The sequence below is a fragment of the Streptomyces lydicus genome (genome assembly GCF_001729485.1).
GTDB lineage: Bacteria > Actinomycetota > Actinomycetes > Streptomycetales > Streptomycetaceae > Streptomyces > Streptomyces lydicus_D.
On the sequence record NZ_CP017157.1, the window covers coordinates 5,595,541 to 5,621,684 of the forward strand.

Below are 26,144 nucleotides of genomic sequence, written 5' to 3' on the forward strand. Positions count from 1 at the left end.
GCCCGGAGCCCGGGCACGGACCGGGCCGCGACCCGAACGGCCTAATCCCGCCTCTGCGTACGCTGCGCAGTGGCGGGATTTCTTTGCGTGACGACCATGCCTCCGATCGGGGCATCTGTTGCTCATGCGTGCCCCCCGGATGACATCTGAGAGAAATTCTTGGCACTCAGTGTCTTGTCGACTGGCACGCGGTGTCATACGTTGAGGGTGTCCGGGCGGCCGGCGCGCAGCGAACCATCGCGCGCCGGCTGTCCCACCAGCCGTACGCGGCTGGCCGCCCGGACGCCTGCGTCACAGGCACCCCCAGCAGCCGCTGGGCACCGCGCTCACCACAGCGCTGCCAGGCACCGCGGCCGACGGCTCTGCGACCACCGCAGAGGCGACGGAAGCGGCGCCACCCCGGCCGAACCGACGGCACCACCTCCCGCTCCACCCCCGACGTTCCCTCAAGCCGTTTCCCAGAAAAACGAGCTTCGCCGGAGGCACACCGTGAACAAGATCCTGGACGCAATCCTCTCCCCCGACGCGACCGGTGCGGACTTCGCCGCACTGCCCCTCCCCGAGTCCTACCGCGCGGTGACCGTGCACAAGGACGAGGCCGAGATGTTCGCCGGCCTGCCCACGAAGGACAAGGACCCCCGCAAGTCGCTGCACGTCGAGGACGTGCCGGTGCCCGAACTCGGCCCCGGTGAGGCGCTGGTGGCCGTGATGGCCTCCTCCGTGAACTACAACTCCGTGTGGACCTCGATCTTCGAGCCGCTCTCGACGTTCGGGTTCCTGGAGCGCTACGGCAAGCTCTCCCCGCTCACCAAGCGCCATGACCTGCCGTACCACGTCATCGGCTCCGACCTGGCCGGCGTCGTGCTGCGCACCGGTCCCGGCGTCAACGCCTGGGGCCCCGGCGACGAGGTCGTCGCGCACTGCCTGTCCGTCGAGCTGGAGTCCTCCGACGGCCACAACGACACGATGCTCGACCCCGAGCAGCGCATCTGGGGCTTCGAGACCAACTTCGGCGGACTGGCCGAGATCGCGCTGGTCAAGTCCAACCAGCTGATGCCCAAGCCCAAGCACCTGAGCTGGGAGGAGGCGGCGGCGCCGGGCCTGGTGAACTCCACCGCGTACCGCCAGCTGGTCTCCCGCAACGGCGCCGGCATGAAGCAGGGCGACAACGTCCTGATCTGGGGCGCCAGCGGCGGACTCGGCTCGTACGCCACGCAGTTCGCGCTGGCCGGCGGCGCCAACCCGATCTGTGTCGTCTCCAGCGAGCAGAAGGCGGACATCTGCCGCGCGATGGGCGCCGAGGCGATCATCGACCGCAGCGCCGAGGGCTACAAGTTCTGGAAGGACGAGCAGACCCAGGACCCCAAGGAGTGGAAGCGCTTCGGCAAGCGCATCCGCGAGTTCACCGGCGGCGAGGACATCGACATCGTCTTCGAGCACCCCGGCCGCGAGACCTTCGGCGCGAGCGTCTACGTCACCCGCAAGGGCGGCACCATCACCACCTGCGCCTCGACCTCGGGCTACATGCACGAGTACGACAACCGCTACCTGTGGATGTCGCTGAAGCGCATCATCGGCTCGCACTTCGCCAACTACCGCGAGGCGTGGGAGGCCAACCGCCTGATCGCCAAGGGCAAGATCCACCCCACCCTGTCGAAGACCTACAGCCTCGACGAGACCGGCCAGGCGGCGTACGACGTGCACCGCAACCTCCACCAGGGCAAGGTCGGCGTGCTGGCGCTGGCGCCCGAGGAGGGCATGGGAGTGCGCGATGAGGAAATGCGCGCCAAGCACCTCGACGCCATCAACCGGTTCCGGAACGTCTGAGCCTCTCGGGCTTTCCTGAACCCCGAAGATACGGGCCTGATATGACTGAGCGTCAGAAGGATCGTCCGTGGCTGATGCGGACCTACGCCGGCCACTCCACCGCCGAGGCGTCCAACGAGCTGTACCGGCGTAATCTCGCCAAGGGCCAGACCGGTCTGTCGGTCGCGTTCGACCTTCCGACGCAGACCGGTTACGACCCCGACCACATCCTCGCCCGCGGCGAGGTCGGCCGGGTCGGGGTCCCGGTGTCCCACCTCGGCGACATGCGGCGGCTGTTCCAGGACATACCCCTGGACCAGATGAACACCTCCATGACCATCAACGCGACGGCCATGTGGCTGCTGGCGCTGTACGAGGTGGTCGCCGAGGAGCAGGGTGCCGACATCAGCAAGCTGTCGGGCACCACGCAGAACGACATCGTCAAGGAATACCTCTCGCGCGGGACCCACGTCTTCCCGCCGGGGCCGTCGCTGCGGCTGACCACCGACATGATCACGTACACGGTGGCGCACATCCCCAAGTGGAACCCGATCAACATCTGCAGCTACCACCTGCAGGAGGCCGGGGCCACGCCGGTGCAGGAGATCGCGTATGCCATGTCCACCGCCATCGCGGTGCTGGACGCGGTGCGCGACTCCGGCCAGGTGCCGCCGGAGAAGTTCGGCGACGTCGTGGCCCGCATCTCGTTCTTCGTGAACGCGGGCGTCCGGTTCGTCGAGGAGATGTGCAAGATGCGCGCCTTCGGCCGCATCTGGGACAAGATCACCCGCGAGCGCTACGGCATCCGGAACGAGAAGCAGCGCCGGTTCCGCTACGGCGTCCAGGTCAACTCGCTCGGGCTGACCGAGGCGCAGCCGGAGAACAACGTCCAGCGCATCGTGCTGGAGATGCTGGCCGTGACGCTCTCCAAGGACGCCCGCGCCCGCGCCGTCCAGCTCCCGGCCTGGAACGAGGCGCTGGGCCTGCCCCGCCCCTGGGACCAGCAGTGGTCGCTGCGCATCCAGCAGGTCCTGGCGCACGAGAGCGACCTGCTGGAGTACGAGGACATCTTCGCCGGCTCGCACGTCATCGAGGCCAAGGTCGACGCCCTGGTCACCGACTGCCTCGCGGAGATCGAGCGGATCCAGGAGATGGGCGGCGCGATGGCCGCGGTGGAGTCCGGCTACCTCAAGTCGCAGCTGGTCTCCGCGCACGCCGAGCGGCGGGCCCGGATCGAGGCCGGCGAGGAGAAGATCGTCGGCGTCAACTGCTTCGAGGGCACCGAGCCCAACCCGCTCACCGCGGACCTCGACACGGCCATCATGACCGTCGACCCGGCCAACGAGGCACGCGTGGTGCAGGGGCTGCACGACTGGCGGGACAACCGCGACGAGACGCGCGCCCAGGAGGCGCTGTCGGTGCTGAAGAAGACCGCGGCGGGCGACGCCAACCTCTTCGCCGCGACCCTGGAGTGCGCCCGCGCCGGCGTCACGACGGGTGAGTGGGCCTGGGCGCTGCGGGACGTCTTCGGCGAGTTCCGGGCACCCACCGGCGTCTCCAGCGCTCCCCTGGCGGTCGCCGCCGAGGCGGGCAGCCCGCTGGCCGCGGTCCGCGAGAAGGTCGCCAAGACGGCGGCCGAGCTCGGCACCGGCAAGCTGCGGCTGCTGGTCGGCAAGCCCGGCCTGGACGGTCACAGCAACGGCGCCGAGCAGATCGCGGTACGGGCCAGGGACGCCGGCTTCGAGGTGATCTACCAGGGGATCCGGCTCACCCCGGAGCAGATCGTCTCGGCGGCGGTCGCCGAGGACGTGCACTGCGTGGGCCTGTCCATCCTGTCCGGCTCGCACGCCGAGCTGGTGCCGGACGTCCTGGACCGGCTGCGCCGCACCGGCGTCGACGACGTACCCGTCATCGTCGGCGGCATCATTCCCTCGGCCGACGCCACCGCGCTGCGGGAAGCCGGAGTGGCGGCCGTCTTCACCCCCAAGGACTTCGGCATCACGGAGATCATCGGTCGTATCGTCGACGAGATCCGGAAAGCCAACCAGCTCGACCCCCTGGAGGTCCCCGCATGACAGCCCCTGTCACCCGCCTGCGGCCCCGTCGCTCCTGTCTCGCGGTTCCCGGCAGCAATCCGCGCTTTCTGGAGAAGGCCCAGGGCCTCCCGGCGGACCAGGTCTTCCTGGACCTGGAGGACGCCTGCGCCCCGCTCGCCAAGGAGGGCGCCCGGCACTCCGTCGTCGAGGCGCTGAACGGCGGCGACTGGACCGGCAAGACCCGGGTCGTACGGGTCAACGACTGGACGACGCACTGGACGTACCGGGACGTCATCACGGTCGTCGAGGGCGCGGGGCCCAACCTCGACTGCCTCATGCTGCCCAAGGTCCAGGACGCCCAGCAGATCGTGGCGCTGGACCTGCTGCTGACCCAGATCGAGAAGACCATGGGCTTCGAGGTCGGCCGGATCGGCATCGAGGCGCAGATCGAGAACGCCAAGGGCCTGGTGAACGTCGACGAGATCGCCGGCGCCTCGCCGCGCCTGGAGACCATCATCTTCGGCCCGGCCGACTTCATGGCATCGATCAACATGAAGTCCCTGGTGGTCGGGGAGCAGCCGCCCGGCTATGGCGCCGATGCGTATCACTACATTCTGATGCGCATTCTGATGGCCGCACGGGCCAACGATTTGCAGGCTATCGACGGCCCGTACCTTCAGATTAAGAACATTGATGGCTATCGCGAGGTGGCCGGCCGGGCCGCCGCCCTCGGTTTCGACGGCAAGTGGGTACTGCATCCGGGTCAGGTCGAGGCCGCCAATGAGGTGTTCTCGCCGTCCCAGGAGGACTACGACCACGCCGAGCTGATCCTGGACGCCTACGAGTGGCACACCTCGGAGGCGGGCGGCAAGAAGGGGTCGGCGATGCTCGGTGACGAGATGATCGACGAGGCGAGCCGGAAGATGGCGCTCGTCGTCGCCGGCAAGGGCCGGGCCGCAGGCATGATCCGTACATCCAAGTTCGAAGCCCCGGAGGCATGAGCGCGATGCAGTTCGGCCGTACCTATGAGGAATTCACCGTCGGCGATGTCTACAAGCACTGGCCGGGGAAGACCGTCACCGAATACGACGACCACCTCTTCTGCCTGCTCACGATGAATCACCACCCGCTGCACATGGACAGCAACTACGCGGAGCAGACCACCGACTTCGGCAAGAACGTCGTGGTCGGCAACTACATCTATTCGCTGCTGCTGGGCATGTCGGTGCCGGACGTCTCCGGAAAGGCCATCGCCAATCTGGAAATCGAGTCGCTGAAGCACGTGGCGCCGACCTTCCACGGCGACACGCTCTACGGTGAGACGACGGTGCTCGACAAGACGCCGTCGAAGTCCAAGACGGACCGCGGCATCGTGTACGTCGAGACCAAGGGCTACAAGCAGGACGGCACCCTGGTCTGCGTCTTCCGGCGCAAGGTCATGGTTCCCACGGCCACCTACATCAAGGAGCGCGGCGGCGAACAGCCGGGCCGCCCGGAGCTCAAGGCCCCCGCGGCCAAGAAGGAGAAGTAGTCGCCATGACCCGTCTTGCGCAGACCGAGGGCCTGACCGACATCCAGCGGGAGATCCTCTCCACCGTCCGCGACTTCGTGGACAAGGAGATCCTGCCGGTCGCCACGGAGCTGGAACACCGCGACGAATACCCGTCGCAGATCGTCGAGGGCCTGAAGGAACTCGGCGTGTTCGGCCTGATGATTCCCGAGGAGTACGGCGGTCTGGGTGAATCCCTGCTCACCTACGCGCTGACCGTCGAGGAGATCGCCCGCGGCTGGATGAGCGTCTCGGGCATCATCAACACCCACTTCATCGTGGCGTACATGCTGAAGCAGCACGGCACGCAGGAGCAGAAGGACTATTTCCTTCCGAAGATGGCGGCGGGTGAAATCCGGGGCGCCTTCTCGATGTCGGAGCCGGCGCTGGGCTCGGACGTTTCGGCCATCTCCTCCAAGGGCGTGCGGGACGGCGACGATTACGTCCTCAACGGCCAGAAGATGTGGCTCACCAACGGCGGTTCGTCCACGCTCGTGGCGGTGCTCTGCCGCACCGACGAGGGCCACCCGGAGGGCACCGCTCCGCACAAGTCGATGACGACCTTCCTCGTGGAGAAGGAGGCCGGCTTCGGTGAGGTGCGACCCGGCCTGACCATCCCGGGCAAGATCGACAAGATGGGCTACAAGGGCGTCGACACCACCGAGCTGATCATGGACGGGCTGCGCATCCCGGCCGACCGGGTGCTCGGCGGCCAGACCGGACGTGGCTTCTATCACATGATGGACGGCGTCGAGGTCGGCCGGGTCAATGTCGCCGCGCGTGGCTGCGGCGTCGCCCAGCGCGCCTTCGAGCTGGGCGTTTCCTACGCGCAGCAGCGGCACACGTTCGGCAAGCCGATCGCGCAGCACCAGGCCATCCAGTTCAAATTGGCAGAAATGGCAACAAAGGTCGAAGCGGCCCATGCAATGATGGTTAACGCCGCTCGCAAAAAGGACTCGGGCCAGCGAAACGACCTCGAGGCGGGCATGGCGAAGTACCTGGCCTCCGAGTACTGCAAGGAGGTGGTGGAGGACGCGTTCCGTATCCACGGTGGCTACGGCTTCTCGAAGGAGTACGAGATCGAGCGGCTCTACCGCGAGGCCCCGATGCTCCTGATCGGTGAAGGTACCGCCGAGATCCAGAAAATGATCATTGGTCGCCGGCTACTCGAGGAGTACCGAATCCAGGGGTGAACATCCCATTTGGGCGGTTTTGGTCTAGACGAAGATCACACCCCGTCATCGTACTTCGGCCACGGATTGGCTCTGGCTCTTGGCCAGTTGCCGCTCGCAACCGATAGCATCCCCGGAAAGCCGCCGTCCCCCGTATCCCTACGCGGCATCCTCCGCTACGAAGGTCATCCATGCCCCACAGCCAATCCTCTGCACAACGCGGTCGCGTCCGCCTCGCGCGCGGAGCGTCGCCGTGGCTCCTGCCGACCGTTGCCACGGCAGCGGTCAGCCTCGCCCGGTCCCGCCGGTCCGGTCGCTGGGCGGCCGTTGCCGTACCCACCACCGCCCTGGCGGCGGGCATGCTGTGGTTTTTCCGCGACCCCGAGCGGGAGATCGCTCAGGGCCGCGTCATCTCCCCGGCCGACGGCGTGGTGCAGAGCATCATGCCGTGGAAGGACGGACGCACCCGCGTCGCGATCTTCATGAGCCCGCTGAACGTGCATGTCAACCGTGCGCCGCTGGCCGGCACGGTGACGTCCGTGGAGCACATCCCCGGCGGATTCGTTCCGGCGTTCAACAAGGAGAGCGAGAACAACGAGCGGGTTGTCTGGCACTTCGACACCGAGCTCGGTGACATCGAGATGGTGCAGATCGCCGGCGCGGTGGCCCGCCGTATCGTCCCTTACGTGCCCCAGGGCACCAAGGTGGAGCAGGGTGAGCGGATCGGTCTGATCCGCTTCGGCTCGCGCGTCGACGTCTACCTCCCGGAGGGCGTCGAGGTGGCGGTCGAGGTCGGCCAGGCGACCACCGCGGGGGTGACTCGTCTTGACCGTGATTGATCCTGAGACACAGGCGGGCTGGGCGCCCGAGACCGACGAGGACGAGGACGACATGCCGCTGTCCACGCGGCTGTCAATAGCGGACACCCTCACCCTCGGCAACGCCATCTGCGGCTTCATGGCCGTGTACTTCACCACCACCGGCGTGCTGATCCCCCACCTCACGGGGACCGAGGACGGCGGGATGGCGCGGCACAGCGCCGCCATGGCCGTGATCCTGATGCTCTTCGCGTCGGTCTTCGACCTCTTCGACGGCCTGGTGGCGCGCAAGCTGCGGGCCTCGGCGATGGGGGCCGAGCTCGACAACCTCTCCGACCTGATCAGCTTCGGGCTGGCGCCCGCGTACTTCGTCGTGACCTGGGGCATGGTCGCCCAGGACGCCCACCAGCGGGTGTCGGTGGTCGCGGCGGTCGTGGTGCTGCTGGCGGTGGTGCTGCGGCTGGCGCGGTTCTCCTGCGTCACCCTGCGCGACGGCATCTTCCAGGGCATGCCGAGCCCCTTCGGCGCGCTGACCGTCGTCGCCATCGTGCTGCTGGAGCTGCCGTTCCTGCCGACGCTGCTGGCGATCATCGGGGTGGCCTGGCTGATGGTGAGCCGGGTCGAGTACCCCAAGCCGCGGGGCCGGCTCGCGGTGGCGATGCTGAGCTGGATCGTGCTCAGCATGGGCATGCTCGCGGCCTGGGCGCTGGACGCGCCCGGCGGCCAGCTGCTGCTGCAGACCGGCTGCTCGCTGCAGGTGGTCCTGGGCGCGATGATCCCGCTGTTCGCGACCGCCCGGAGGGTCAACACCTTCCGCGACAACCGCCGCGAGTCCCGCGCCGAGTCGCGCGCCGCGCAGCTTCCCTAGCGGTCCACACGTCGTACGACGAAGGAGCCCCGGGCGATGATTCGCCCGGGGCTCCTTCGTGTCCGCGGCCGTCGCGCCGCGCCGGCTCAGACCAGGAAGTCGCGCGCCAGGTTCTCCGCCGCCCGCTCCAGCAGCGGGCCCGCCTCGGCCATGCAGCGCGCCGGGTCGGACTCCAGGTCCGTCAGGGCGTAGGCCCGCCGGATACCGGCCCGGTCGAGGGCCTCCTGCGGCAGCTGGAGCCGGCCGCAGACCGCGACCACGTCCAGTCCGGCCGCACGCGCCGCGGCGGCCACCCCGGCCGGCGCCTTGCCGTGCAGCGTCTGCGCGTCCAGGGAGCCCTCGCCAGTGATCACGAACGTCGCCTTCGCCAGCGCCGGCCCGAAGCCCAGCACGTCGAGCATCACGTCGATGCCCGGCCGGAACGCCGCGTCCAGGCCGACCAGCGCGCCGTAGCCGATGCCGCCCGCCGCGCCCGCGCCGGGCGCCAGGGCGTACTCCGCGGCCTTGGGACCGACCGCGCGTTCCAGCACCTCGGCGTAGTGCGCCAGCGCGGCGTCCAGCGTCGCGACGTCGTCCTCGTCGGCGCCCTTCTGCGGGCCGTAGACGGCGGGCGCGCCCTTGGGGCCGGTCAGCGGATTGTCGACGTCGCTGGCGAGCACGATCGCGGTCCGCGCCAGCCGGGGGTCCAGGCCCGAGAGGTCGGCCGTGGCCAGCTCGCGCAGCGGGCCGCCGCCGGGGCCGACCGGCTCGCCGTCCGCGTCCAGGAACCGGGCGCCCAGCGCCGCGAGCATGCCCGCGCCGCCGTCGGTCGTGGCACTGCCGCCGACGCCGAAGACGATCGAGGTCGCGCCGGCGTCCAGGGCCGCGAGCAGCAGCTCGCCGGTGCCGTACGTGGTGGCCGTCAGGGGCGCGAAAACGCCCCCGGGGAGGTGCTGGAGGCCGGATGCCTCGGCCATCTCGACCACCGCGGTGCCGTCCGCGCGGAGCGCGAAGGTGGCCGTCACCGGTACGCCGGTGGGGCCGGTGACCCGCGCCTCGTGGCGGGTGAAACCGGCCGCGAGCGCCGCGGCGACCGTGCCGTCGCCGCCGTCCGCGACCGGGACGGCCGCGACGTCCAGACCGGGGACCGCGCGCCGCAGACCGGCCGTGACGTGCTCGGCGACCTCGACGGCCGTGAGGGAGCCCTTGAACTTGTCCGCGGCGATCAGCACATGTGCTGTCTTTGTCCTTGCTGCGTCCGCCACCGTGTTTCCCCTTGCTTTCGAACTGGCAGTCGCGCCGCTGTGACCTTATCCGGCGAGCGGCCCCGCGAACAGGGCATACCGCTCCGCGGACGCTTCCGAGCGCCCGGGGGGTGCGCCTCGAAGACCGACCGGACAGGCCCTAGGCTCGCGCCGTGACGACCATGGACTACGCCACCTATATCGCCGGCCTGCCCCGCGTGCTCGCGGGGGCGGGAGCCGTCTTCCGGGACGCGGACGGCCGCATCCTGCTCGTGGAGCCGAACTACCGGGACACCTGGATCCTGCCGGGCGGGACCGTCGAGTCGGACGCCGGCGAATCGCCCCGGCAGGCCGCACGCCGGGAGACCGCCGAGGAGATCGGCCTGGACATCGAGCTGGGCGCGCTGCTCGCCGTCGACTGGGTGCGCGGGGAGGGCCGCCCGCCGCTGGTGTCGTACCTCTTCGACGGCGGCGTGCTGGGCACCGAGCAACTGGCCGCGATCCGCCTTCAGGAGACCGAGCTGCTGTCCTGGCGCCTGGTCCACTGGGACGAGGCCCAGACGCTGGTGAACCGGGCGATGGCGCTGCGCCTCGGCGCGGCCCTCAAGGCGCTCGCGGACGGGTGCGGGCCGGCTGAGCTGGAGGACGGCGTGCCGCCCGTGGGGGCGCGCGGCACCCGTAAATGAGGTGAGGGGCGGGCGGCGGCGTCCCTAGGCTGCCGCCATGGAAGAGATCGCCGCCAAGCTCGCCGAGGTGCCGGGAGTCGTCGGAGTGATGCTCGGGGGGAGCCGGGCACGCGGGACGCACCGGCCGGACTCCGACTGGGACCTGGGGGTCTATTACCGGGACGAGCCCGACCTGGCGGCGCTGGAGGCGCTGGCCGCGGAGGTGACCGGCGGGCCCGTCGAGGTGTTCGGGCCGGGGGCCTGGGGCCCCTGGGTCAACGGCGGCGCCTGGCTCGTCCTCCCGGACGGCAGCCCCGTGGACTGGATCCTGCGGGACGTCGACCGGGTGCGGCGGGTGTGGGAGGAGTGCCGCGCGGGCCGCTTCGAGACCGGTGCCCAGGCCGGTCATCCGCTCGGCTTCTGGTCACCCGCCTATCCGGGCGAGGTGGCGCTGGGCCGGGTGCTGGCCGACCCCGACGGGGAGCTGACCCGGCTCAAGGACGCGGTCCGGGACTACCCGGAGGCGCTGCGTGCGGGGCTGACCGGGGCGGCCGTGTGGGACGCGGGGTTCTCGGTGGCGATGGCGGGCAAGTCGTACGGGGCCCGGGACGTGCTGCACGCGGCCCTGTGCCTGTCCCGGGCGGTGGGCCATCTCGTGCAGGCGCTGCACGCGCACCACCGCGTCTGGTGCCTCAACGAGAAGGGCGCGCTCGCGGCGGCCGCGGCGATGCCGGACACCCCGCCGGATTTCGCCGGCCGCGCGGCCGCCCTGCTCGCCCGGGTCGGGGGTACACCGGAGGAGCTGCGCGGCTCGCTGGACGAGGCGGAGCGGCTGGTCGCCGAGGTGCGGGACGTGGTCGCCTGACGGGCGGGCCCGCGGCGTGCCGGGCCGGCGGCGTGCCGGGCCGGCCCGGTCAGCGGCTGATGCCGACCGCGTGCCCGTAGGTCCGGGTGTCGGGGAGGAAGTCGAGCATGGCGCGGGCGACGTCCGCGCGGGTGATGGTCGCGCCGGCCGGGCCGGCTTCGACGGCGTGGCGGTAGCGGCCCTCCCCGGGCCTGTCGAGCAGGCGGGGCGGGCGGACGGCGGTCCAGTCGAGGCGGCTGTCGCGCAGGACGGCCTCCATCCGCTCCAGGTCGGTGTAGACGTCCTTGAGGGCCGCCCACAGGAGCGGTCCGAGGACCCGGTGGCTGAGGAAGGGCTGCCCCGCGCCGGTGCGGTTGAGCGGGCCGGCGCTGACCACGACGAGGCGCCGGACACCGGTCGCGGTCATCGCCTCGGTCACCGCCCGGGCCGAGGTGGAGGCGGGCCGCAGCGGGTCGTGCCGGCCGGCCTGGCCGATGCCGGAGAGGACCGCGTCGGCACCGTCCACCACCGTCTTCACCGAGGCGGCGTCGAGCGGGTCGGTGCGGACGACGGTCAGCCGCTCGTGCCGCTCGGTCAGCTTCTCCGGGCTGCGCAGCGCGGCGGTCACCCGGTGGCCGTCGGCCAGGGCGTGGGTGACGAGTTGCCGGCCGACGCCGCCGGACGCGCCGAGGACGGTGAGTTTCATGGTCTCTCCTGGACACCAAGGGGTGAGTGAGCACTTACCCACCAGTGTGGGTGAGTGCTCACTCACCTGTCAATGTAGGCTCGACCCATGACCCGAGACGCCGCCGCCCCGCTCACCGGGGGCGCCCTGACGCGCTCCCGCATCCTCGACGCCGCCGCGACACTGATGACGACGGTGGGCCTGACCCGTACGACGACGAAGCAGATCGCCCGGGAGGCCGGCTGCTCCGAGGCGGCGCTCTACAAGCACTTCCGGAACAAGGAAGAGATCTTCGTCCGGGTGCTGCACGAGCGGGCGCCGCGGTTCTCGGACGCGCTGGAGCAGCTCCCGGACTCCGTGGGTGACGCGCGGGGCCCGGCCGGGCACCTGCAGGACGTGGCGCTGGCCGCCGTCCGCTTCTACCGCCGCTCCTTCCCGATGGCGGCGTCGCTCTTCGCCAGCCCGGAGCTGCTGGACACCCACCGCCGCAAGCTCAACGAGCTGGGCACCGCGGGCCCGCAGAACGCGGTCCAGCACCTGGCCGGGTATCTGCGGGCCGAACAGGCGCTGGGCCGGATCGCCGCCGGCATCGATCCGCACGCGGCCGCCACGCTGCTCGTCGGGGCGTGCTTCCACCGCGCCTTCCTCGACCTGTTCTTCGGCACCGAGGCACCCCCCGGGGCACTGCTCCCGGAGAGCGAGGAGGACTTCGCGGCCGAGACCGTACGGGCCCTGCTCGACGGCCTCCGGCCGCCGGGCGCCTAGGGACGGTCGTCCGCCGCGCCGATCGGCCCCGTCCGCGAGGGCTCGGCGCCGCGGGCGTGCGCACGGTGTCAGCCGCACGCCTCCGCGGGGAAGAGGGTGTCCTCGGTGCGCTCGAAGGCCAGCAGGCGGCGCTTGCGGTCCAGGCCGCCGCCGTAGCCGGTGAGGCTGCCGTCGGCGCCGACGACGCGGTGGCAGGGAACGATGATGCCGACCGGGTTGCGGCCGTTGGCGAGTCCCACGGCGCGGGCCGCCGAGGGGACGCCGAGCCGTGCCGCGAGCTGCCCGTAGGACATCGTCCGGCCGTACGGGATGGTGCGCAGCGCCGCCCAGACCCGGCGCTGGAACGGCGTGCCGCGCAGCGCGAGCGGCAGGTCGAAGGTGGTCAACTCGCCGCGGAAGTAGGCCCGTAGCTGGGCGATGGTCTCGGCGAACGGCTCCTCGCCGGGGCCCGCCGGCACGCCGAAGCTCTCCTGCGGCGGGCGGTGGCGCTGGTCGGTCATGTAGAGGCCGGTGAGGGACTGACCGGCGGCGACGAGGGTGAGGGCGCCCACCGGGGTGCCGTCCAGGACGGTGTGGGTGAGGGGCGTGCCGGGCACGGGCTCGGCGATTTCTGTGGTCGCGGTGGCGGCGTCAACGGTCATGGCTGGGGGCTCAGTTCGTCGGAAGGTGGTTGATGGGGTGGCTGTCGGTCGCCCAGAGGTACTGGACGGCGTAGGCGCGCCAGGGACGCCAGCGCGCGGAGTACCGGACGAGGGCGGCCGGGGTGTGCGGCAGGCCGAGTCCGGCGGCCGCGCGGCGCACCCCGAGGTCGGTGGGGGTGAAGGCGTCCGGGTCGCCGAGGCCGCGCATGGCGACGCATTCGACGGTCCAGGGGCCGATGCCGGGCAGCGCCGCGAGCCGGGCGCGGGCCTCGTCCCGGTCGCTGCCGACGCCGAGCCGCAGGGCGCCGGAGCCGAGGGCGGCGATCACGGCGGTGAGCGTGGCGCGCCGGGTACGGGGCATGGCCAGCGACTCGGGGTCCAGCTCGGCCAGCGCGGCGGCGGACGGGAAGAGGTGACCGAGCCCGCCGCCCGGGTCGTCGATCGGCTCGCCGTGCGCCCGGACCAGCCGCCCGGCGTGGGTGCGGGCGGCCGCGGTGGAGACCTGCTGGCCGAGGACCGCGCGGAGCGCGAACTCCTCGGCGTCGACGGTGCGCGGGACCCGGCGGCCGGGTGCCTTGTCGACGAGCGGCGTCAGCGTCGGGTCCTCCCGCAGCAGCCCGTCGACGGCCTCCGGGTCGGCGTCGAGGTCGAGCATCCGGCGGCAGCGGGCGATGGCACCGGCCAGGTCGCGCAGATCGGTGAGGGCGAGCCGGCAGTCGATGTGGTCGGGGCGCGGGGCGAGGGCGACGATGCCGTGCCCGTACGGCAGGCGCAGGGTGCGGCGGTAGGCGCCGTCCCGCCACTCCTCGACGCCGGGGACGGCGGTGGCCGCCAGGTGACCGAAGAGGTTGTCGGGGTTCAGCGGCTGCCGGAACGGCAGCCGCAGTGCGAGGGTGCCGGGCACCGCCGCGCGCGGCCCGGGCTTCGCGCGCTGCCGCAGATCGGTCGGCGAGAGCGCGAAGACCTCCCGCACCGTCTCGTTGAAGCTGCGGATACTGGCGAATCCCGCGGCGAAGGCGATCTCGGCCATCGGCAGCGCGGTGGTCTCCACCAGCAGCCGGGCGGTCTGGGCGCGCTGGGCACGGGCCAGGGCGAGCGGCCCGGCACCGAGTTCGGCGAGCAGCTGCCGCTCTATCTGGCGGGTGCTGTAGCCGAGCCGGGCGGCGAGACCGGGGACACCGTCGCGGTCGACGACGCCGTCGGCGATCAGCCGCATGGCCCGCGCGACGAGGTCGGCCCGCTCGTCCCACTGCGGCGAGCCGGGGCTGGCGTCCGGACGGCACCGCTTGCAGGCCCGGAATCCGGCCTGCTGGGCGGCCGCCGCGCTCGGGTAGAACCGCATGTTCTCGGGCTTGGGCGGCACCACGGGGCAGCTGGGGCGGCAGTAGATACGCGTGGTGAGGACGGCCGTGTAGAACCAGCCGTCGAAGCGGGCGTCCTTGGACTGCACGGCGCGCAGACAGCGCTCGGTGTCGGTGTGCATGCCTTCAAGGATCGCGCAGCACCCCGGGCCCGGCTGGCGGAAATCCGACATCAAGGTCCCGCCACCTGGGATGCCGGATGTCGAGTATCGCGGCGGTTCAACGGTGACGCCATACGAGCGTGTAGCGCCAGAACAGCCGGCGGCGCAGCCGGGCGCCGGGCAGGACCGCGTGGGCCTCGCGGACGATGTCGGGGAAGCTCATGTCCGCCGGCCGGGTCACGGCCGTCATCGAGACCGGGCGCGGTGCCGGGCGGCCCTTGTTCTTGAGCCAGCCCGTGGCGGCGTTGAGTGGGGCGGCCGCGGCTCCGAGCAGGTGGTCACCGGGCGTCGTCGGGCGCGACAGGCCGAGGATCACCAGGGTCCCTCCGGGCGCCAGGTGCCGGCGGAAGACGGTGAGCGCCTCGGTGAACGGCAGATGGTGGATCGTGGCGGTGCAGGTGATGACGTCGTAGGAGTCGGCGGGGAGCCCGGTCAGCGCGTCCGCGGTCGTGAAGGTGACGAGGGCCGCCGGAGGGGTCAGCTCCTGCGCCTGCGCGGTGATCTTCGGGTCGGAGTCGACGCCGTGCACGGCCCCGGCGCGCGTGGCCAGGAGTCTGGCCAGGTCGCCGCTGCCGGAGCCGACGTCCAGGGCACGGCCGAAACGCCGGGGGAGCTGCCGCAGGATCCAGGGGTGGTAGTGGGCGTTGTGGTCCCAGGGGTGGGCGGCGTTGAACCGGTCAAGTGCCCGGAGGAGGTGGGGCGGCGGTGTCGTCATACCGCCACCCCATCAGGATCCCGGGCCGGCGTCAGCCCACCCGGTTCGCGAACGCCTCGTACGCCTCCGCGTCGAAGAGCACGAAGCGGACCTCCTCCACCGCGGTGTCCGTCGCGCGGACCGTCTCGACGGCGATGCGGGCGCCGTCGTCCATGGGCCAGCCGTAGATGCCGGTGGAGATGGCGGGGAACGCCACCGTCCGGGCGCCCAGCTCGTCGGCGACGCGCAGCGACTCCCGGTAGCAGGAGGCGAGCAGTTCGGAGCGGTCCTCGTTGCGGGCGAAGACGGGCCCGACCGTGTGGATGACCCAGCGGGCGGGCAGTCGGCCGGCGGTGGTGGCGACGGCCTGGCCGGTGGGCAGGCCGCGGCCGTACCGGGAGGCCCGCAGGTCGCGGCAGTCGGCCAGGATCTCCGGGCCGCCGCGCCGGTGGATCGCCCCGTCCACTCCCCCGCCGCCGAGCAGCGAGGAGTTGGCGGCGTTGACCACGGCGTCCACGGCCTGTTCGGTGATGTCGCCCTGGACGAGGGTGAGGGAAGGGCTTCGGGTGCTCATGACGATCGAGCCTAGGGCGTTTCAGCGGCGGTTCGCGCGCAGGCGGCGCCACACCGCCTTGGCGGCGTAATGGCCGGACATGCCGTGGACGCCGGGGCCGGGCGGGGTGGCCTGGGAGCAGAGGAAGACGGCGGGGTGAGCGGTCTCGTACGGGACGCGGGTGAGCTTGGGCCGGATGAGCAGGCGCAGGCCGGCCGCGGAGCCGGTGGCGGTGTCGCCGCCGACGTAATTGGCGTTGCGGGCCGCGAGTTGGGGCGGGCCGGCGACGGCGCGGGCCAGCACGAGGTCGCGGAAGCCGGGGGCGAAGCGCTCGATCTGCCGCTCGACGGCGTCGGTCGCGTCGCCCTCCCAGCCGTTGGGGACGTGGCCGTACGCCCAGAAGGTGTGCTTGCCCTCGGGGGCGCGGGTGCGGTCGATCAGGCTGGGCTGAGCGGTGATCAGGAACGGGACGGACGGGGCCCGGCCGTGCGTGGCGGCGTCCAGGGCGGCACCGATCTCGCCACTGGTGGGGCCGATGTGGACGGTGCCGGCGCGCCGGGCCGGCTCGGCGGTCCACGGCACCGGCCCGGACATCGCGTAGTCGATCTTGAAGACGGCGGGTCCGTAGGTGACGTCGCGGTAGGCGTTGCCCAGGCCCGCGATCCGGGCCAGTGCCGTCGGGGAGGTGTCGAAGACGTACGCCCGGGCCGGCGGCAGGTCGTCCAGGCGCTTGACCTCGAAGTCGGTGTGCACCGCGCCGCCGTGGGCGCGCAGCAGACCGGCGAGCGCGTCGGCGATGGCCTGGGAGCCGCCGCGCGCCACCGGCCAGCCCTTGGCGTGCGCGGCGAGCGCGAACATCAGGGCGATGCCGGAGGTGCCGAGGCCGCCGAGCGGGGCGATGGCGTGCGCCGCGAGACCGGCCAGCAGACCGCGGGCCTTCTCGTCCTGGAAGCGGCGGTTGAGGAGGGTGACCGGCTGCGCCGCGAGCAGGCCGAAGCGGGCGTAGGTCAGCGGGTCGCTGGGCAGGCCCAGCCACTGGGTGCGCAGGAAGTCGTGCGCCATGGTGTCCCACCGGCCGATGAACGGCGCGAGCAGCCGCCGGTACGCGCCGGCGTCCCGCGGGCCCAGGGACATCGCGGTCTCACCGACGGTGTGCCCCAGCACGGCGGCCGTACCGTCCGGGAACGGGTGCGCCATCGGCAGGTCGGCGTGCAGCCACTCCAGCCCGTACCGCTCCAGCGGCATCCTGGCGAAGGCCGGCGAGCCCACGCCCGTGGGGTGCACCGCCGAGCAGGGGTCGTGCCGGAAACCGGGGAGGGTCAGCTCCTCGGTACGGGCGCCGCCGCCGATGGTGTCCTTGGCCTCGAAGACCTGCACGGACATGCCGCGGCGGGCCAGTTCGACGGCCGCCGTCAGGCCGTTGGGTCCCGCCCCGATCACCACGGCATCGAGCATCCTCGGCACCTGCGCCACTCCCCTCACGTCCGACCCCCATCCGTGAGGATCAGTTGGCGGCTGCCAGCAGTCCGAGGATACGCCGCGCGGTTTCGGCGTCACGTGCCGCCGTGAAGGGCAGCGCATTGCCGCCCTCGACGCGGAACGGCTGCCCCGCGACCGTGCCGCTCGCGCCGCCCGCCTCATGGACGAGCAGCAGCCCGGCGGCGTGATCCCATGCGTTCTCCCAGCTGAAGGCCGTGGCGTCCAGCTCACCGCGGGCTATGTGGAGGTACTCCAGGCCCGCCGAGCCGCAGGGGCGCGGTGCGACGCCGCCGGTGTCCAGGGCGGCCAGCACCCGCTTCTGGTCGTCGTCGGTGAAGTCGTGGTGGGAGGTGGCGACGTCGAGGACCGCGTCGGCCGCCGGGCTGCCGGTCCGCAGCGGTATGCCGTTCAGCTCGGCGCCGGCGCCGCGGCGGGCGATCGCCATCAGGCCGAGCGCCGGTGCGTACGTCCAGGAGGCCAGCACCTCGCCGTGGTGGGCGAGCGCGACGAGGGTGGCGAAGCCGGGGTCGCCGTGCACGAACTGGCGGGTGCCGTCGACCGGGTCGACGATCCAGACGGGGGCGTCGCCGCGGAGGGCGTCCAGCACGCCGGCGTCGGCGTGCACCGCCTCCTCACCGACCACCCGGGAACCGGGCAGCAGGGCCGTCAGCGCGGCGGTGAGGTGTTCCTCGGCGCGCCGGTCGGCGACGGTGACGAGGTCGTGCGGGCCGTTCTTCTCGACGATGTCCTCGGCGGCGAGCTGCCGGAAGCGCGGCATGATCTCGTCGGCGGCGGCCCGGCGGACGGCGGCCTCGACGGCGGCCAGGTCCAGCTCGGAGAGGTCCGGCGAGAGGGTCATCGGGGGTGCTTCGGTGAGGTTCGTGGTATCTCCCGAATCTTGGGTACGAAGTGCTTCGATCATGCGTCCATCGAACCACGAGCCACTGACACGGCAGCTGGACTCCAGGTGAACTCCGGATGCCGCCGAGGGCACCGCGCGGGGCGGCCGGCCGGCGGCTCCGGCGGCCGGCCACGCTCCCCCGCGCCGTACGGGCCTCAGCGCCCGACCGCGTACCCCTGCATCCCCCGCGGATTGGCCGCCGCCGACAGCACCCCGGTCTCCGGGTCCCGGGCGACCGCGCACAGCCGCCCCTCGGACCAGGCGTCGCCCACCGTGACCCGATGACCGCGCCGCCGCAGGTCCTCGATGGTCCGCTCCCCGATCCGTGACTCCACCGTCACGCCGCCCGGCCGCATCCCGCGCGGGAAGAAGGAGCCGGGGAAGGAGTCGTGGTGCCAGTTCGGCGCGTCGACGGCGCCCTGGAGGTCGAGGCCGCCGCGGACCGCCGCGCGCAGCGCCACCGCCAGGAAGAAGTGGACCTGCCACTGGTCCTGCTGGTCGCCGCCCGGCGTGCCGAAGGCCATGACGGGGACACCGCCGCGCAGCGCGAGGGACGGGGTGAGGGTGGTGCGGGGGCGGCGTCCGGGCGTGAGCGAGTTGGGCAGGCCCTCCTCCAGCCAGGCCATCTGCAGCCGGGTTCCCAGCGGGAAGCCGAGGGACGGGACGACCGGGTTGGACTGCAGCCAGCCGCCGGAGGGGGTGGCGGAGACCAGGTTCCCCCAGCGGTCGACGACGTCGAGGTGGCAGGTGTCGCCCCGCGTGGCACCGCGCCGGTCCACCTCGGGCGCCACGTCCGCCGGCACGCCGCCGGGCACCCCGCGGGCGACGGTCGGCTCCCCCGCGCCGCTGCCGGGCCCGCCCAGCGGGTCGACGCCGCCCTCGCCGGCCGCCACCGCCGACGCGTGCCTGCCCAGCCGCGGAGCGCGGCCGTCCGGGCTGCCGGGCCGCAGCTCGTACGAGGCCCGCTCGCCGATGAGGGACCGCCGCGCGGCGTTGTACTCCGCGCTCAGCAGGGCGTCGAGCGGCACCTCGACGGCGTCCCCGTACCACGCCTCGCGGTCGGCCATCGCGAGCTTGCTGCCCTCGATGAGCAGATGCACGTATCCGGGACTGCCGTAGGGGGGCAACTCGTCCGGCAGCAGGGCGAGTTGCTGGAGGAAGACGGGGCCCTGGGACCAGCCGCCCGCCTTGGCGACGGTCCAGCCGTTCCAGTCGTGGGTGACCGGTTCCTCGTATGTGGCGGAGAAGGCCGCCAGGTCGTCGCCGGTGAGGGTGCCGGCGTGGCGCTCGCCCGAGGTGTCCATGGCGGGGCGGGCGGCGAACGCGGCGAGCGCCTCGCCGATGAAGCCCTCGCGCCAGATGCGGCGGGCGGCGTCGATCTGCGCCGCACGGCCGGGCGCCGCGGCCTCCGCCTCCGCGATCAGCCGCCGCCAGGTGGCCGCCAGCGGCCGGTTCCTCAGCAACCCGCCGGGGGCGACCGACCGGCCGCCGGGGAGGTAGATCTCGGCAGAGGAGGTCCACTCCGTCTCGAAGAGCTCCCGGACCGTCTCGACGGTCTCGCCGATCCGCTCGACGGCGGGGTGGCCGTGCTCGGCGTAGCCGACGGCGTACCGCAGCACCTCGGCGAGCGACTTGCTGCCGTGGTCGCGCAGCAGCAGCATCCAGGCGTCGAAGGCCCCGGGGACCGCGGCGGCGAGCGGGCCGGTGCCGGGCACCAGGTCCAGGCCCAGCGAGGTGTAGTGGGCCACGCTCGCGCCGGCCGGCGCCGGGCCCTGCCCGCACAGCACCCGCACCGGCCCGTCCGCCGGGGCCAGCAGGATCGGCACCTCGCCCGCCGGCCCGTTCAGGTGCGGCTCGACCACGTGCAGCACGAAGCCGGCCGCCACCGCCGCGTCGAAGGCGTTGCCGCCGTCCTCCAGCACCGCCATCGCCGACTGGGACGCCAGCCAGTGCGTGGTGGAGGCCATCCCGAAGGTGCCTTGGAGTGTGGGGCGGGTGGTGAACACGGGGCGGCTCCTCGACTGCTGCCGGGCGGACGGACACGGGGCGTTTGAACACTCAACTGAACGCCCAACGGACGCGTACCCTCCGTACCCACCCGCCATGGCCGTGCACCGCAGCGCCCTCCGGCGGGCCGTCCCGACGGCGGCCGGTGCCGGCCCGAAAAACAGCGGCACGGCGGGCGGTGTGCTGCGTACGCTCGCCCCATGACCGGCACCGACGTCCCGCACGACCAGTCCGCCCGCCGTCCGCTCGTCGCCCTGCTCACCGGCGCCGGGATCTCCACCGACTCCGGCATCCCCGACTACCGCGGGCCGAACGGGCTGTGGCGGCGGGATCCGGAGGCCGAGAAGCTGGTGACGTACGACGCGTACATGGCCGACCCGGAGGTCCGGCGGCGGTCGTGGCTGATGCGGCAGAAGAGCCCGGCGTTCCGGGCGCAGCCGAACGCGGCGCACGAGGCGGTGGCCGCGCTGGAGCGGTCGGGGACGCCGGTGCGGGTGATCACGCAGAACGTCGACGGGCTGCACCAGCTCGCCGGGGTGCCCGCACGCAAGGTGCTGGAGCTGCACGGCACCGTCCGGGCGGTCACCTGCACCCGCTGCCACGCCCGCTCGTCGATGCGGGAGGCACTGGACCGGGTCGCCGCGGGCGAACCCGACCCGGCGTGCCTGGTGTGCGGCGGCATCCTGAAGTCGGCGACGGTGATGTTCGGCGAGCGGCTGGACCCGCAGGTGCTGGGCACGGCGCTGGGCGTGGCCAAGGCCGCCGACGTCTTCCTGGCCGTCGGGACGACGCTGCAGGTCCAGCCGGCCGCCTCGCTGGCGGGGGTGGCGGCCGAGCACGGCGCGCGGCTGATCATCGTCAACGCCGATCCGACCCCGTACGACGCGCTCGCCGCCGAGGTGATCCGCGAACCGATCGGCAGTGCGCTGCCCCCGTTGCTGGCGCGCCTCGGGCAGCCGGTGTGAGGCAGGCTTGACCCGTGCGGAGCGACGAGGCGAGCGGCGCGCGGGCCCTGGCGGACGCCGCGGAGTGGACCGACTTCGACTGGCGGATCGTGCACGACGGGCCGCAACCGCCCGCGCTGCACATGGCGTTGGACGAGGTGCTGACCGACGAGGTGGCGGCGGGGCGGCGGCCGCCCACGCTGCGGGTGTGGGAGTGGGACCGTCCCGCGGTGATCATCGGCAGCTTCCAGTCGCTGCGCAACGAGGTCGACGAGCACGCCGCCGCGCGGCACGGCGTGACCGTCGTACGGCGGATCAGCGGGGGCGGGGCGATGTTCGTGGAGCCCGGCAACACCATCACGTACTCGCTGTACGTCCCGCAGTCCCTGGTGCGGGGGCTGAGCTTCGCGGAGAGCTACGCCTACCTCGACGACTGGGTGCTGGGCGCGCTGCGCGACATGGGGATCAGGGCCTGGTACAAGCCGCTCAACGACATCGCGACGGACGCCGGGAAGATCGCCGGCGCGGCGCAGAAGCGCCGGGCGACGGGCGCCGGGGCGGTGCTGCACCACGTGACGATGGCCTACGACATCGATGCCGGGAAGATGGTCGAGGTGCTGCGGATCGGCCGGGAGAAGCTGTCCGACAAGGGCATCGGCAGCGCGTGGAAGCGGGTGGACCCGCTGCGGCGGCAGACCGGGCTGCCGCGCGCCGAGGTCGTCGAGCGGATGATCGCCTCCTTCCGGGCCCGCTACGGCGGCACGCGGGACGAGGTCACCGAGCGGGAGCTGGCGCGGGCCCGGGAGTTGGCCGTGGACAAGTTCAGCTCCGCGCGGTGGCTGGCCCGCGTGCCGTAGCCATCAGCAGCGAGTAGAGCGCCAGTGCGGCAGCGAGGCCGACCGCCCAGCCGTAGTCGGCCAGCGGCTTGAGGAAGGGGATCAGGCCGTCGGCGGGGAAGGGACCCTTCCCCGGGTGCGAGTACGAGCCGCCGACGGCGAGCAGCCCCCCGACGGCGAAGGCGGCCACCGCCCGCCAGTTCCAGCCGGCCGTGTACCAGTAGCGGCCGCCGGGACGGTAGAGGGCGGCGAGGTCGAGGACGGTACGGCGGACGATCCAGTAGTCGGCGATGAGGATGCCGGCGACCGTGCCCAGCAGCCCGCCGACGACCCCGAGCCAGGTGAAGATGTACAGCTCGGGGGTGGCGGTGAGCTTCCAGGGGAGGACGAGCACGCCGACCACGCCCGTGATGAGCGCGCCCGTGCGGAAGCTGATGAACCGGGGCGCGAGGTGGGCGAGGTCGTACGCCGGGGAGACGACATTGGCGGCGAGGTTCACGGAGATCGTCGCGATCAGCACCGTGACCAGTGCGAAGAGCAGGCCGAAGACGTTGTCGGCCTTGCCGGCGAGCGCGACCGGGTCCCAGATCGGGGCGCCGTAGACCGCCTGTGAGCCGGAGGTGACCAGGACGGACAGCAGGGCGAAGGCCGTCATGGTGGTCGGCAGGCCCAGCGACTGGCCCCAGACCTGGGCGCGTTGGCCGGCGCCGAAGCGGGTGAAGTCGGGGATGTTGAGGGACAGCGTGGCCCAGAAGCCGATCATGCCCATGAGGGAGGGGAAGAAGACCGGCCAGAAGTCCGCACCCCAGCCCAGGGCGCTCGGCTGGTCCAGCAGCGGCCCGAACCCGCCCGCCTTGACCGCCACCCACACGAGCAGCGCCACCGCGCCGACGAGGACGAACGGCGCGGCCCAGTTCTCGAAGCAGCGCAGGGTCTCCATCCCCCGGTGGATCAGGGCGAGTTCGGCGGCCCAGAAGACCAGGAAGCACAGCCACAGCGTCCAGGGGTAGCCCGCGACGGCCGTGGCCCGGGCCCAGTCACCGCCGAGGATCTTGCCGAGCAGGACGTAGATGCCCTGGCCGCCGATCCAGGTCTGGATGCCGAACCAGCAGCAGGCGACGGCGGCGCGCACCAGCGCGGGGAGGTTGGCGCCGCGCAGCCCGAAGGAGGCCCGGGCCAGGACCGGGAAGGGAATGCCGTACTTGGGCCCGGCGTGGCCGGTGAGCAGCATCGGGACGAGGACGACGAGGTTCGCCAGCGCGATGGTCAGCACCGCCTGCCGCCAGTCCATGCCGAGTGCGACCAGGCCCGAAGCGAGTGTCCAGGAGGGGATGTTGTGGGCCATGCCGACCCACAGGGCGGTGAAGTTGTAGGTGGTCCAGCGGCGTTCGGCGAGCGGTACGGGGCGCAGGTCGGCGTTGACGTAGCGGCCGTGGGAGGCGATGGCGCCGGGCGCCGGTTCGACCCGGCCGTCGGGGGCGGTCAGCTGGTCCGGCGGGGTGGGTATGGGGAGTTCCGGCGGCACGGGCGGGGAGGTCGCGGACATGCGGGGGCCTTTCGTCCGGGTCGGGGCCACCGGTCTCCGGGGCCCGTTCAGTCGGCGAACGCGGGGATGATCTCTGCTCCGTAGGCGTCGATGGTGGATTCCTTGGCGTCGTGCATGGCGTACAGCGCGAACTGGTCCACGCCCAGTTCCTGGAGCCGACGCAGCTTGTCGATGTGGGCCGCGGCCGGCCCGAGCAGGCAGAAGCGGTCGACGACGGCGTCCGAGACGAAGCCGGCATCGGGGTTGCCCGACCGGCCGTGGTGGGCGTAGTCGTACCCCTCCCGGGAGGCGATGTACGCGGTCAGCTCGTCCGGCACCATGCCGGAGTGCTCGCCGTAGCGGGCGACGAGGTCGGCGACGTGGTTGCCGACCATGCCGCCGAACCAGCGGCACTGCTCGCGGGCGTGGTCGAGGTCGTCGGTCACATAGGCCGGTGCCGCGACGCAGATCGTGATGTCGGCCGGGTCGCGTCCGGCGTCCTTCGCGGCGTTCCGCACGGCCTTGACCATCCATTCGGTGAGGAAGGGGTCGGCCAGCTGGAGGATGAAGCCGTCGGCCAGCTCGCCGGCCATGGCGAGGGCCTTGGGACCGTAGGCCGCCATCCACACCGGGAGCTTGCTGTCCTTGATCCAGGGGATCTTGATCCGGTGGTCGCCGACGTACGCCTCCCGCCCCTCGGCCAGATCGCGGATGACACCGATCGCCTGGCCCAGCCGGGCCAGGGTGTTGGGCGGCCGCCCGGCCACCCGCATCGCGGAGTCGCCGCGCCCGATGCCGCAGACGGTGCGGTTGCCGTACATCTCGTTGAGGGTGGCGAAGGTGGACGCGGTGACTTCGGGGGCGCGGGTGGAGGGGTTGGTGACCATCGGGCCGACGATCAGGCGGTCGGTGTGTTCCAGGATGCGGCTGTAGAGGACGAACGGCTCCTGCCACAGGACGGTCGAGTCGAAGGTCCAGCCGTAGCGGAAGCCGCTGCGTTCGGCGCGGCGCATCAGGGACACCACGGCGGAGGAGGGCGGGTCGGCCTGCAGGACAACTCCGAAGTCCACGGCGGTGCTCCTTAAATGAGGTCCTTGAGATCCTTGAAAGAGGTCCTTGAACGAGTCCTGGGAAGAGCTCCGGCGGAATCCGCGGGCGGCCGGGTCCCTAGACGAGGTACTGGCAGGTGCCGCGCGGGATGTACTGCCCGTGTCCCGCGTGTCCGGTGAACTTCCGCCGGTCGATGACGAGTTCACCGCGGGAGAGCACGGTTTCGACCTGTCCGGTGAGGTGTTTCCCCTCGTACGCCGAGTAGTCGACGTTCATGTGGTGGGTCTCGGCGGAGACGGTCTGGGTGGCAGCCGGGTCGTAGATGACGAGGTCGGCGTCCGAGCCGGGTGCGAGGGTTCCCTTCTTCGGGTAGAGGCCGAACATCCGGGCCGGGGAGGCGCAGGCGATCTCGATCCAGCGCCGGCGGCTGATCCGGCCCTCCACCACGCCCTGGTGGAGCAGGTCCATGCGGTTCTCGATGCCGGGCATCCCGTTGGGGATCTTGGAGAAGTCGCCGCGGCCGAGCTCCTTCTGGCCCGAGAAGCAGAAGGGGCAGTGGTCGGTGGAGACGACCTGGAGGTCGTTGGTGCGCAGTCCGCGCCACAGCGCGGCCTGGTGCTCGCGGGGCCGCAGCGGCGTGGAGCAGACGTACTTGGCGCCCTCGAAGTCCGGCTCGGCGAGGTTGTCGGTGGACAGGAACAGGTACTGCGGGCAGGTCTCGCCGAAGACGTTCAGCCCCTTGTCGCGGGCCTGGGCGATCTCGGCGACGGCCTCCTCGGCGGAGACGTGGACGACGTAGAGCGGGGCGCCGGCGACCCGGGCGAGCTGGATGGTGCGGTGGGTGGCCTCGGCCTCCAGCAGCACGTGGCGGACCTCGCCGTGGTAGCGCGGGTCGGTCCGACCCTCGGCCAGTGCCTGTTCGACCAGCACGTCGATGGCGATGCCGTTCTCGGCGTGCATCATCACCAGGCCGCCGTTGTCGGCGGAGCGCTGCATCGCCCGCAGGATCTGCCCGTCGTCGCTGTAGAAGACCCCGGGGTAGGCGGTGAACAGCTTGAAGGAGGTGACGCCCTCGGCGACCAGGAGGTCCATCTCCTTGAGGGTGTGCTCGTTGACGTCCGAGAGGATCATGTGGAACGCGTAGTCGACGGCGCACTGGGCGTCGGACTTGGCGTGCCAGGTGTCGAGTCCGGCACGCAGCGACTTGCCGCGGGACTGCACCGCGAAGTCGACGATGGTGGTGGTGCCGCCCCAGGCCGCGGCGCGGGTACCGGTCTCGAAGTTGTCGGAGGAGAACGTCCCGCCGAAGGGGAAGTCCAGGTGGGTGTGGGCGTCGACGCCGCCCGGGATGACGTACTTCCCGGTGGCGTCGAGGACGCGGTCCGCGGACTCCCGCCAGCCGTCGGCCGTGGGACTGCCGTGGGCGGCGAGCGCGGCGACCCGGCCGTCCTCCACCAGGACATCGGCGTGCATCTCATCGGCGGCGGTGATCACCAGTCCGCCCCGGACGACCGTACGGCTCACCATCTCAGCTCCCTACCTGACGCCACGTCACAGCTGG

The 26,144-nt window shown here is 72.1% G+C and carries 24 protein-coding genes; 12 read left to right on the forward strand and 12 right to left on the reverse strand.

Annotated elements, in window-relative coordinates; genetic code table 11:
• Positions 1 to 489 precede the first annotated feature (489 nt).
• From ccrA to pssA, 7 genes are all read left to right on the forward strand, one after another.
• Positions 490 to 1,827 (forward strand): crotonyl-CoA carboxylase/reductase, encoded by a 1,338-nt coding sequence (gene ccrA, locus SL103_RS24360; RefSeq protein ID WP_069571079.1) that lies wholly within the window; start codon positions 490 to 492, stop codon positions 1,825 to 1,827.
• 41 nt (positions 1,828 to 1,868) lie between these two features.
• On the forward strand, positions 1,869 to 3,881 hold the full coding sequence (locus SL103_RS24365; RefSeq protein WP_069571080.1) for a protein meaA: 2,013 nt from the start codon (positions 1,869 to 1,871) through the stop codon (positions 3,879 to 3,881).
• The gene (locus SL103_RS24370) at positions 3,878 to 4,843 is read left to right on the forward strand and encodes an HpcH/HpaI aldolase/citrate lyase family protein (RefSeq protein ID WP_069571081.1); all 966 of its coding nucleotides are present in this window, start codon (positions 3,878 to 3,880) and stop codon (positions 4,841 to 4,843) included. Before SL103_RS24365 ends, SL103_RS24370 begins: the two co-directional genes overlap by 4 nt.
• A 5-nt stretch (positions 4,844 to 4,848) precedes the next feature.
• Complete coding sequence (locus SL103_RS24375) at positions 4,849 to 5,373, forward strand: MaoC family dehydratase (RefSeq protein ID WP_033268330.1); 525 nt, start codon at positions 4,849 to 4,851, stop codon at positions 5,371 to 5,373.
• Between the two features lie 5 nt (positions 5,374 to 5,378).
• Positions 5,379 to 6,584: an acyl-CoA dehydrogenase family protein gene (locus tag SL103_RS24380; protein WP_069571082.1), complete on the forward strand. Its 1,206-nt coding sequence runs from the start codon at positions 5,379 to 5,381 to the stop codon at positions 6,582 to 6,584.
• Positions 6,585 to 6,754: 170 nt separating this feature from the next.
• Positions 6,755 to 7,402: a phosphatidylserine decarboxylase gene (locus SL103_RS24385; RefSeq protein ID WP_030807016.1), complete on the forward strand. Its 648-nt coding sequence runs from the start codon at positions 6,755 to 6,757 to the stop codon at positions 7,400 to 7,402.
• Positions 7,389 to 8,249: a CDP-diacylglycerol--serine O-phosphatidyltransferase gene (pssA, locus tag SL103_RS24390; RefSeq protein ID WP_069571083.1), complete on the forward strand. Its 861-nt coding sequence runs from the start codon at positions 7,389 to 7,391 to the stop codon at positions 8,247 to 8,249. The genes SL103_RS24385 and pssA overlap by 14 nt, the downstream gene beginning before the upstream one ends.
• Positions 8,250 to 8,335: 86 nt before the next feature.
• Here pssA and SL103_RS24395 read toward each other — a convergent pair whose 3' ends face one another.
• Positions 8,336 to 9,460, reverse strand: a complete 1,125-nt coding sequence (locus SL103_RS24395) for a glycerate kinase (RefSeq protein ID WP_069571084.1) — start codon at positions 9,458 to 9,460, stop codon at positions 8,336 to 8,338.
• Positions 9,461 to 9,654: 194 nt separating this feature from the next.
• Between SL103_RS24395 and SL103_RS24400 the strand changes: the two genes are divergently transcribed.
• The gene (locus SL103_RS24400) at positions 9,655 to 10,158 is read left to right on the forward strand and encodes an NUDIX domain-containing protein (protein WP_208870057.1); all 504 of its coding nucleotides are present in this window, start codon (positions 9,655 to 9,657) and stop codon (positions 10,156 to 10,158) included.
• 37 nt (positions 10,159 to 10,195) lie between these two features.
• Positions 10,196 to 11,002 carry a nucleotidyltransferase domain-containing protein gene (locus tag SL103_RS24405; protein WP_069571086.1) on the forward strand — a complete coding sequence of 269 codons (807 nt, stop codon included), beginning with the start codon at positions 10,196 to 10,198 and terminating at the stop codon, positions 11,000 to 11,002.
• A 49-nt stretch (positions 11,003 to 11,051) separates the two neighbouring features.
• Here SL103_RS24405 and SL103_RS24410 read toward each other — a convergent pair whose 3' ends face one another.
• Positions 11,052 to 11,687, reverse strand: a complete 636-nt coding sequence (locus tag SL103_RS24410) for an NAD(P)-dependent oxidoreductase (protein WP_069571087.1) — start codon at positions 11,685 to 11,687, stop codon at positions 11,052 to 11,054.
• A gap of 87 nt (positions 11,688 to 11,774) precedes the next feature.
• Between SL103_RS24410 and SL103_RS24415 the strand changes: the two genes are divergently transcribed.
• Complete coding sequence (locus SL103_RS24415; protein ID WP_069571088.1) at positions 11,775 to 12,431, forward strand: TetR/AcrR family transcriptional regulator; 657 nt, start codon at positions 11,775 to 11,777, stop codon at positions 12,429 to 12,431.
• 68 nt (positions 12,432 to 12,499) lie between these two features.
• Here SL103_RS24415 and SL103_RS24420 read toward each other — a convergent pair whose 3' ends face one another.
• From SL103_RS24420 to SL103_RS24450, 7 genes are all read right to left on the reverse strand, one after another.
• Positions 12,500 to 13,072, reverse strand: coding sequence for a methylated-DNA--[protein]-cysteine S-methyltransferase (locus SL103_RS24420; RefSeq protein WP_079145947.1), 573 nt, complete (start codon positions 13,070 to 13,072; stop codon positions 12,500 to 12,502).
• Positions 13,073 to 13,082: 10 nt separating this feature from the next.
• Entirely contained in the window at positions 13,083 to 14,555 is a 1,473-nt protein-coding gene (locus SL103_RS24425) for a DNA-3-methyladenine glycosylase 2 family protein (RefSeq protein ID WP_069571089.1), read from the reverse strand.
• 97 nt (positions 14,556 to 14,652) lie between these two features.
• Positions 14,653 to 15,309, reverse strand: a complete 657-nt coding sequence (locus SL103_RS24430) for a class I SAM-dependent methyltransferase (RefSeq protein ID WP_069571090.1) — start codon at positions 15,307 to 15,309, stop codon at positions 14,653 to 14,655.
• 31 nt (positions 15,310 to 15,340) lie between these two features.
• Complete coding sequence (locus SL103_RS24435) at positions 15,341 to 15,862, reverse strand: O-acetyl-ADP-ribose deacetylase (RefSeq protein ID WP_069571091.1); 522 nt, start codon at positions 15,860 to 15,862, stop codon at positions 15,341 to 15,343.
• A gap of 21 nt (positions 15,863 to 15,883) precedes the next feature.
• A complete protein-coding gene (locus SL103_RS24440) occupies positions 15,884 to 17,305 on the reverse strand; it encodes a phytoene desaturase family protein (protein WP_069574069.1) in 1,422 nt (473 codons plus the stop codon).
• 40 nt (positions 17,306 to 17,345) lie between these two features.
• Complete coding sequence (locus SL103_RS24445) at positions 17,346 to 18,242, reverse strand: inositol monophosphatase family protein (RefSeq protein WP_079145948.1); 897 nt, start codon at positions 18,240 to 18,242, stop codon at positions 17,346 to 17,348.
• A 134-nt stretch (positions 18,243 to 18,376) separates the two neighbouring features.
• Positions 18,377 to 20,227 carry a gamma-glutamyltransferase family protein gene (locus tag SL103_RS24450; RefSeq protein WP_069571093.1) on the reverse strand — a complete coding sequence of 617 codons (1,851 nt, stop codon included), beginning with the start codon at positions 20,225 to 20,227 and terminating at the stop codon, positions 18,377 to 18,379.
• A gap of 201 nt (positions 20,228 to 20,428) precedes the next feature.
• Here SL103_RS24450 and SL103_RS24455 point away from each other — a divergent pair, with 201 nt between their 5' ends.
• Positions 20,429 to 21,193: an SIR2 family NAD-dependent protein deacylase gene (locus SL103_RS24455; protein ID WP_069571094.1), complete on the forward strand. Its 765-nt coding sequence runs from the start codon at positions 20,429 to 20,431 to the stop codon at positions 21,191 to 21,193.
• Between the two features lie 14 nt (positions 21,194 to 21,207).
• On the forward strand, positions 21,208 to 22,029 hold the full coding sequence (locus tag SL103_RS24460) for a lipoate--protein ligase family protein (protein WP_244304026.1): 822 nt from the start codon (positions 21,208 to 21,210) through the stop codon (positions 22,027 to 22,029).
• On the opposite strand, the gene SL103_RS24465 is transcribed toward SL103_RS24460, so the two are convergent.
• The 3 genes from SL103_RS24465 to hydA form a co-directional block, all read right to left on the reverse strand.
• The gene (locus SL103_RS24465) at positions 21,995 to 23,554 is read right to left on the reverse strand and encodes an NCS1 family nucleobase:cation symporter-1 (protein WP_069571095.1); all 1,560 of its coding nucleotides are present in this window, start codon (positions 23,552 to 23,554) and stop codon (positions 21,995 to 21,997) included. The two genes, SL103_RS24460 and SL103_RS24465, sit on opposite strands and share 35 nt — an antisense overlap.
• Before the next feature lie 47 nt (positions 23,555 to 23,601).
• Positions 23,602 to 24,603: a TIGR03842 family LLM class F420-dependent oxidoreductase gene (locus SL103_RS24470; protein ID WP_069571096.1), complete on the reverse strand. Its 1,002-nt coding sequence runs from the start codon at positions 24,601 to 24,603 to the stop codon at positions 23,602 to 23,604.
• Between the two features lie 97 nt (positions 24,604 to 24,700).
• Entirely contained in the window at positions 24,701 to 26,110 is a 1,410-nt protein-coding gene (hydA, locus tag SL103_RS24475; RefSeq protein WP_069571097.1) for a dihydropyrimidinase, read from the reverse strand.
• Positions 26,111 to 26,144: the final 34 nt, after the last annotated feature.

Coding starts and splice junctions, on each gene's coding strand:
- SL103_RS24405 (WP_069571086.1), top strand. CDS start 10,196: ATGGAAGAGATCGCCGCCAAGCTCGCCGAGGTGCCGGGAGTCGTCGGA.
- SL103_RS24455 (WP_069571094.1), top strand. CDS start 20,429: ATGACCGGCACCGACGTCCCGCACGACCAGTCCGCCCGCCGTCCGCTC.
- SL103_RS24380 (WP_069571082.1), top strand. CDS start 5,379: ATGACCCGTCTTGCGCAGACCGAGGGCCTGACCGACATCCAGCGGGAG.
- SL103_RS24365 (WP_069571080.1), top strand. CDS start 1,869: ATGACTGAGCGTCAGAAGGATCGTCCGTGGCTGATGCGGACCTACGCC.
- SL103_RS24445 (WP_079145948.1), bottom strand. CDS start 18,242: ATGATCGAAGCACTTCGTACCCAAGATTCGGGAGATACCACGAACCTC.
- SL103_RS24415 (WP_069571088.1), top strand. CDS start 11,775: ATGACCCGAGACGCCGCCGCCCCGCTCACCGGGGGCGCCCTGACGCGC.
- SL103_RS24370 (WP_069571081.1), top strand. CDS start 3,878: ATGACAGCCCCTGTCACCCGCCTGCGGCCCCGTCGCTCCTGTCTCGCG.
- SL103_RS24375 (WP_033268330.1), top strand. CDS start 4,849: ATGCAGTTCGGCCGTACCTATGAGGAATTCACCGTCGGCGATGTCTAC.
- SL103_RS24385 (WP_030807016.1), top strand. CDS start 6,755: ATGCCCCACAGCCAATCCTCTGCACAACGCGGTCGCGTCCGCCTCGCG.
- SL103_RS24435 (WP_069571091.1), bottom strand. CDS start 15,862: ATGAGCACCCGAAGCCCTTCCCTCACCCTCGTCCAGGGCGACATCACC.
- hydA (WP_069571097.1), bottom strand. CDS start 26,110: ATGGTGAGCCGTACGGTCGTCCGGGGCGGACTGGTGATCACCGCCGCC.
- SL103_RS24465 (WP_069571095.1), bottom strand. CDS start 23,554: ATGTCCGCGACCTCCCCGCCCGTGCCGCCGGAACTCCCCATACCCACC.
- SL103_RS24430 (WP_069571090.1), bottom strand. CDS start 15,309: ATGACGACACCGCCGCCCCACCTCCTCCGGGCACTTGACCGGTTCAAC.
- SL103_RS24425 (WP_069571089.1), bottom strand. CDS start 14,555: ATGCACACCGACACCGAGCGCTGTCTGCGCGCCGTGCAGTCCAAGGAC.
- SL103_RS24410 (WP_069571087.1), bottom strand. CDS start 11,687: ATGAAACTCACCGTCCTCGGCGCGTCCGGCGGCGTCGGCCGGCAACTC.
- SL103_RS24400 (WP_208870057.1), top strand. CDS start 9,655: ATGGACTACGCCACCTATATCGCCGGCCTGCCCCGCGTGCTCGCGGGG.
- SL103_RS24420 (WP_079145947.1), bottom strand. CDS start 13,072: ATGACCGTTGACGCCGCCACCGCGACCACAGAAATCGCCGAGCCCGTG.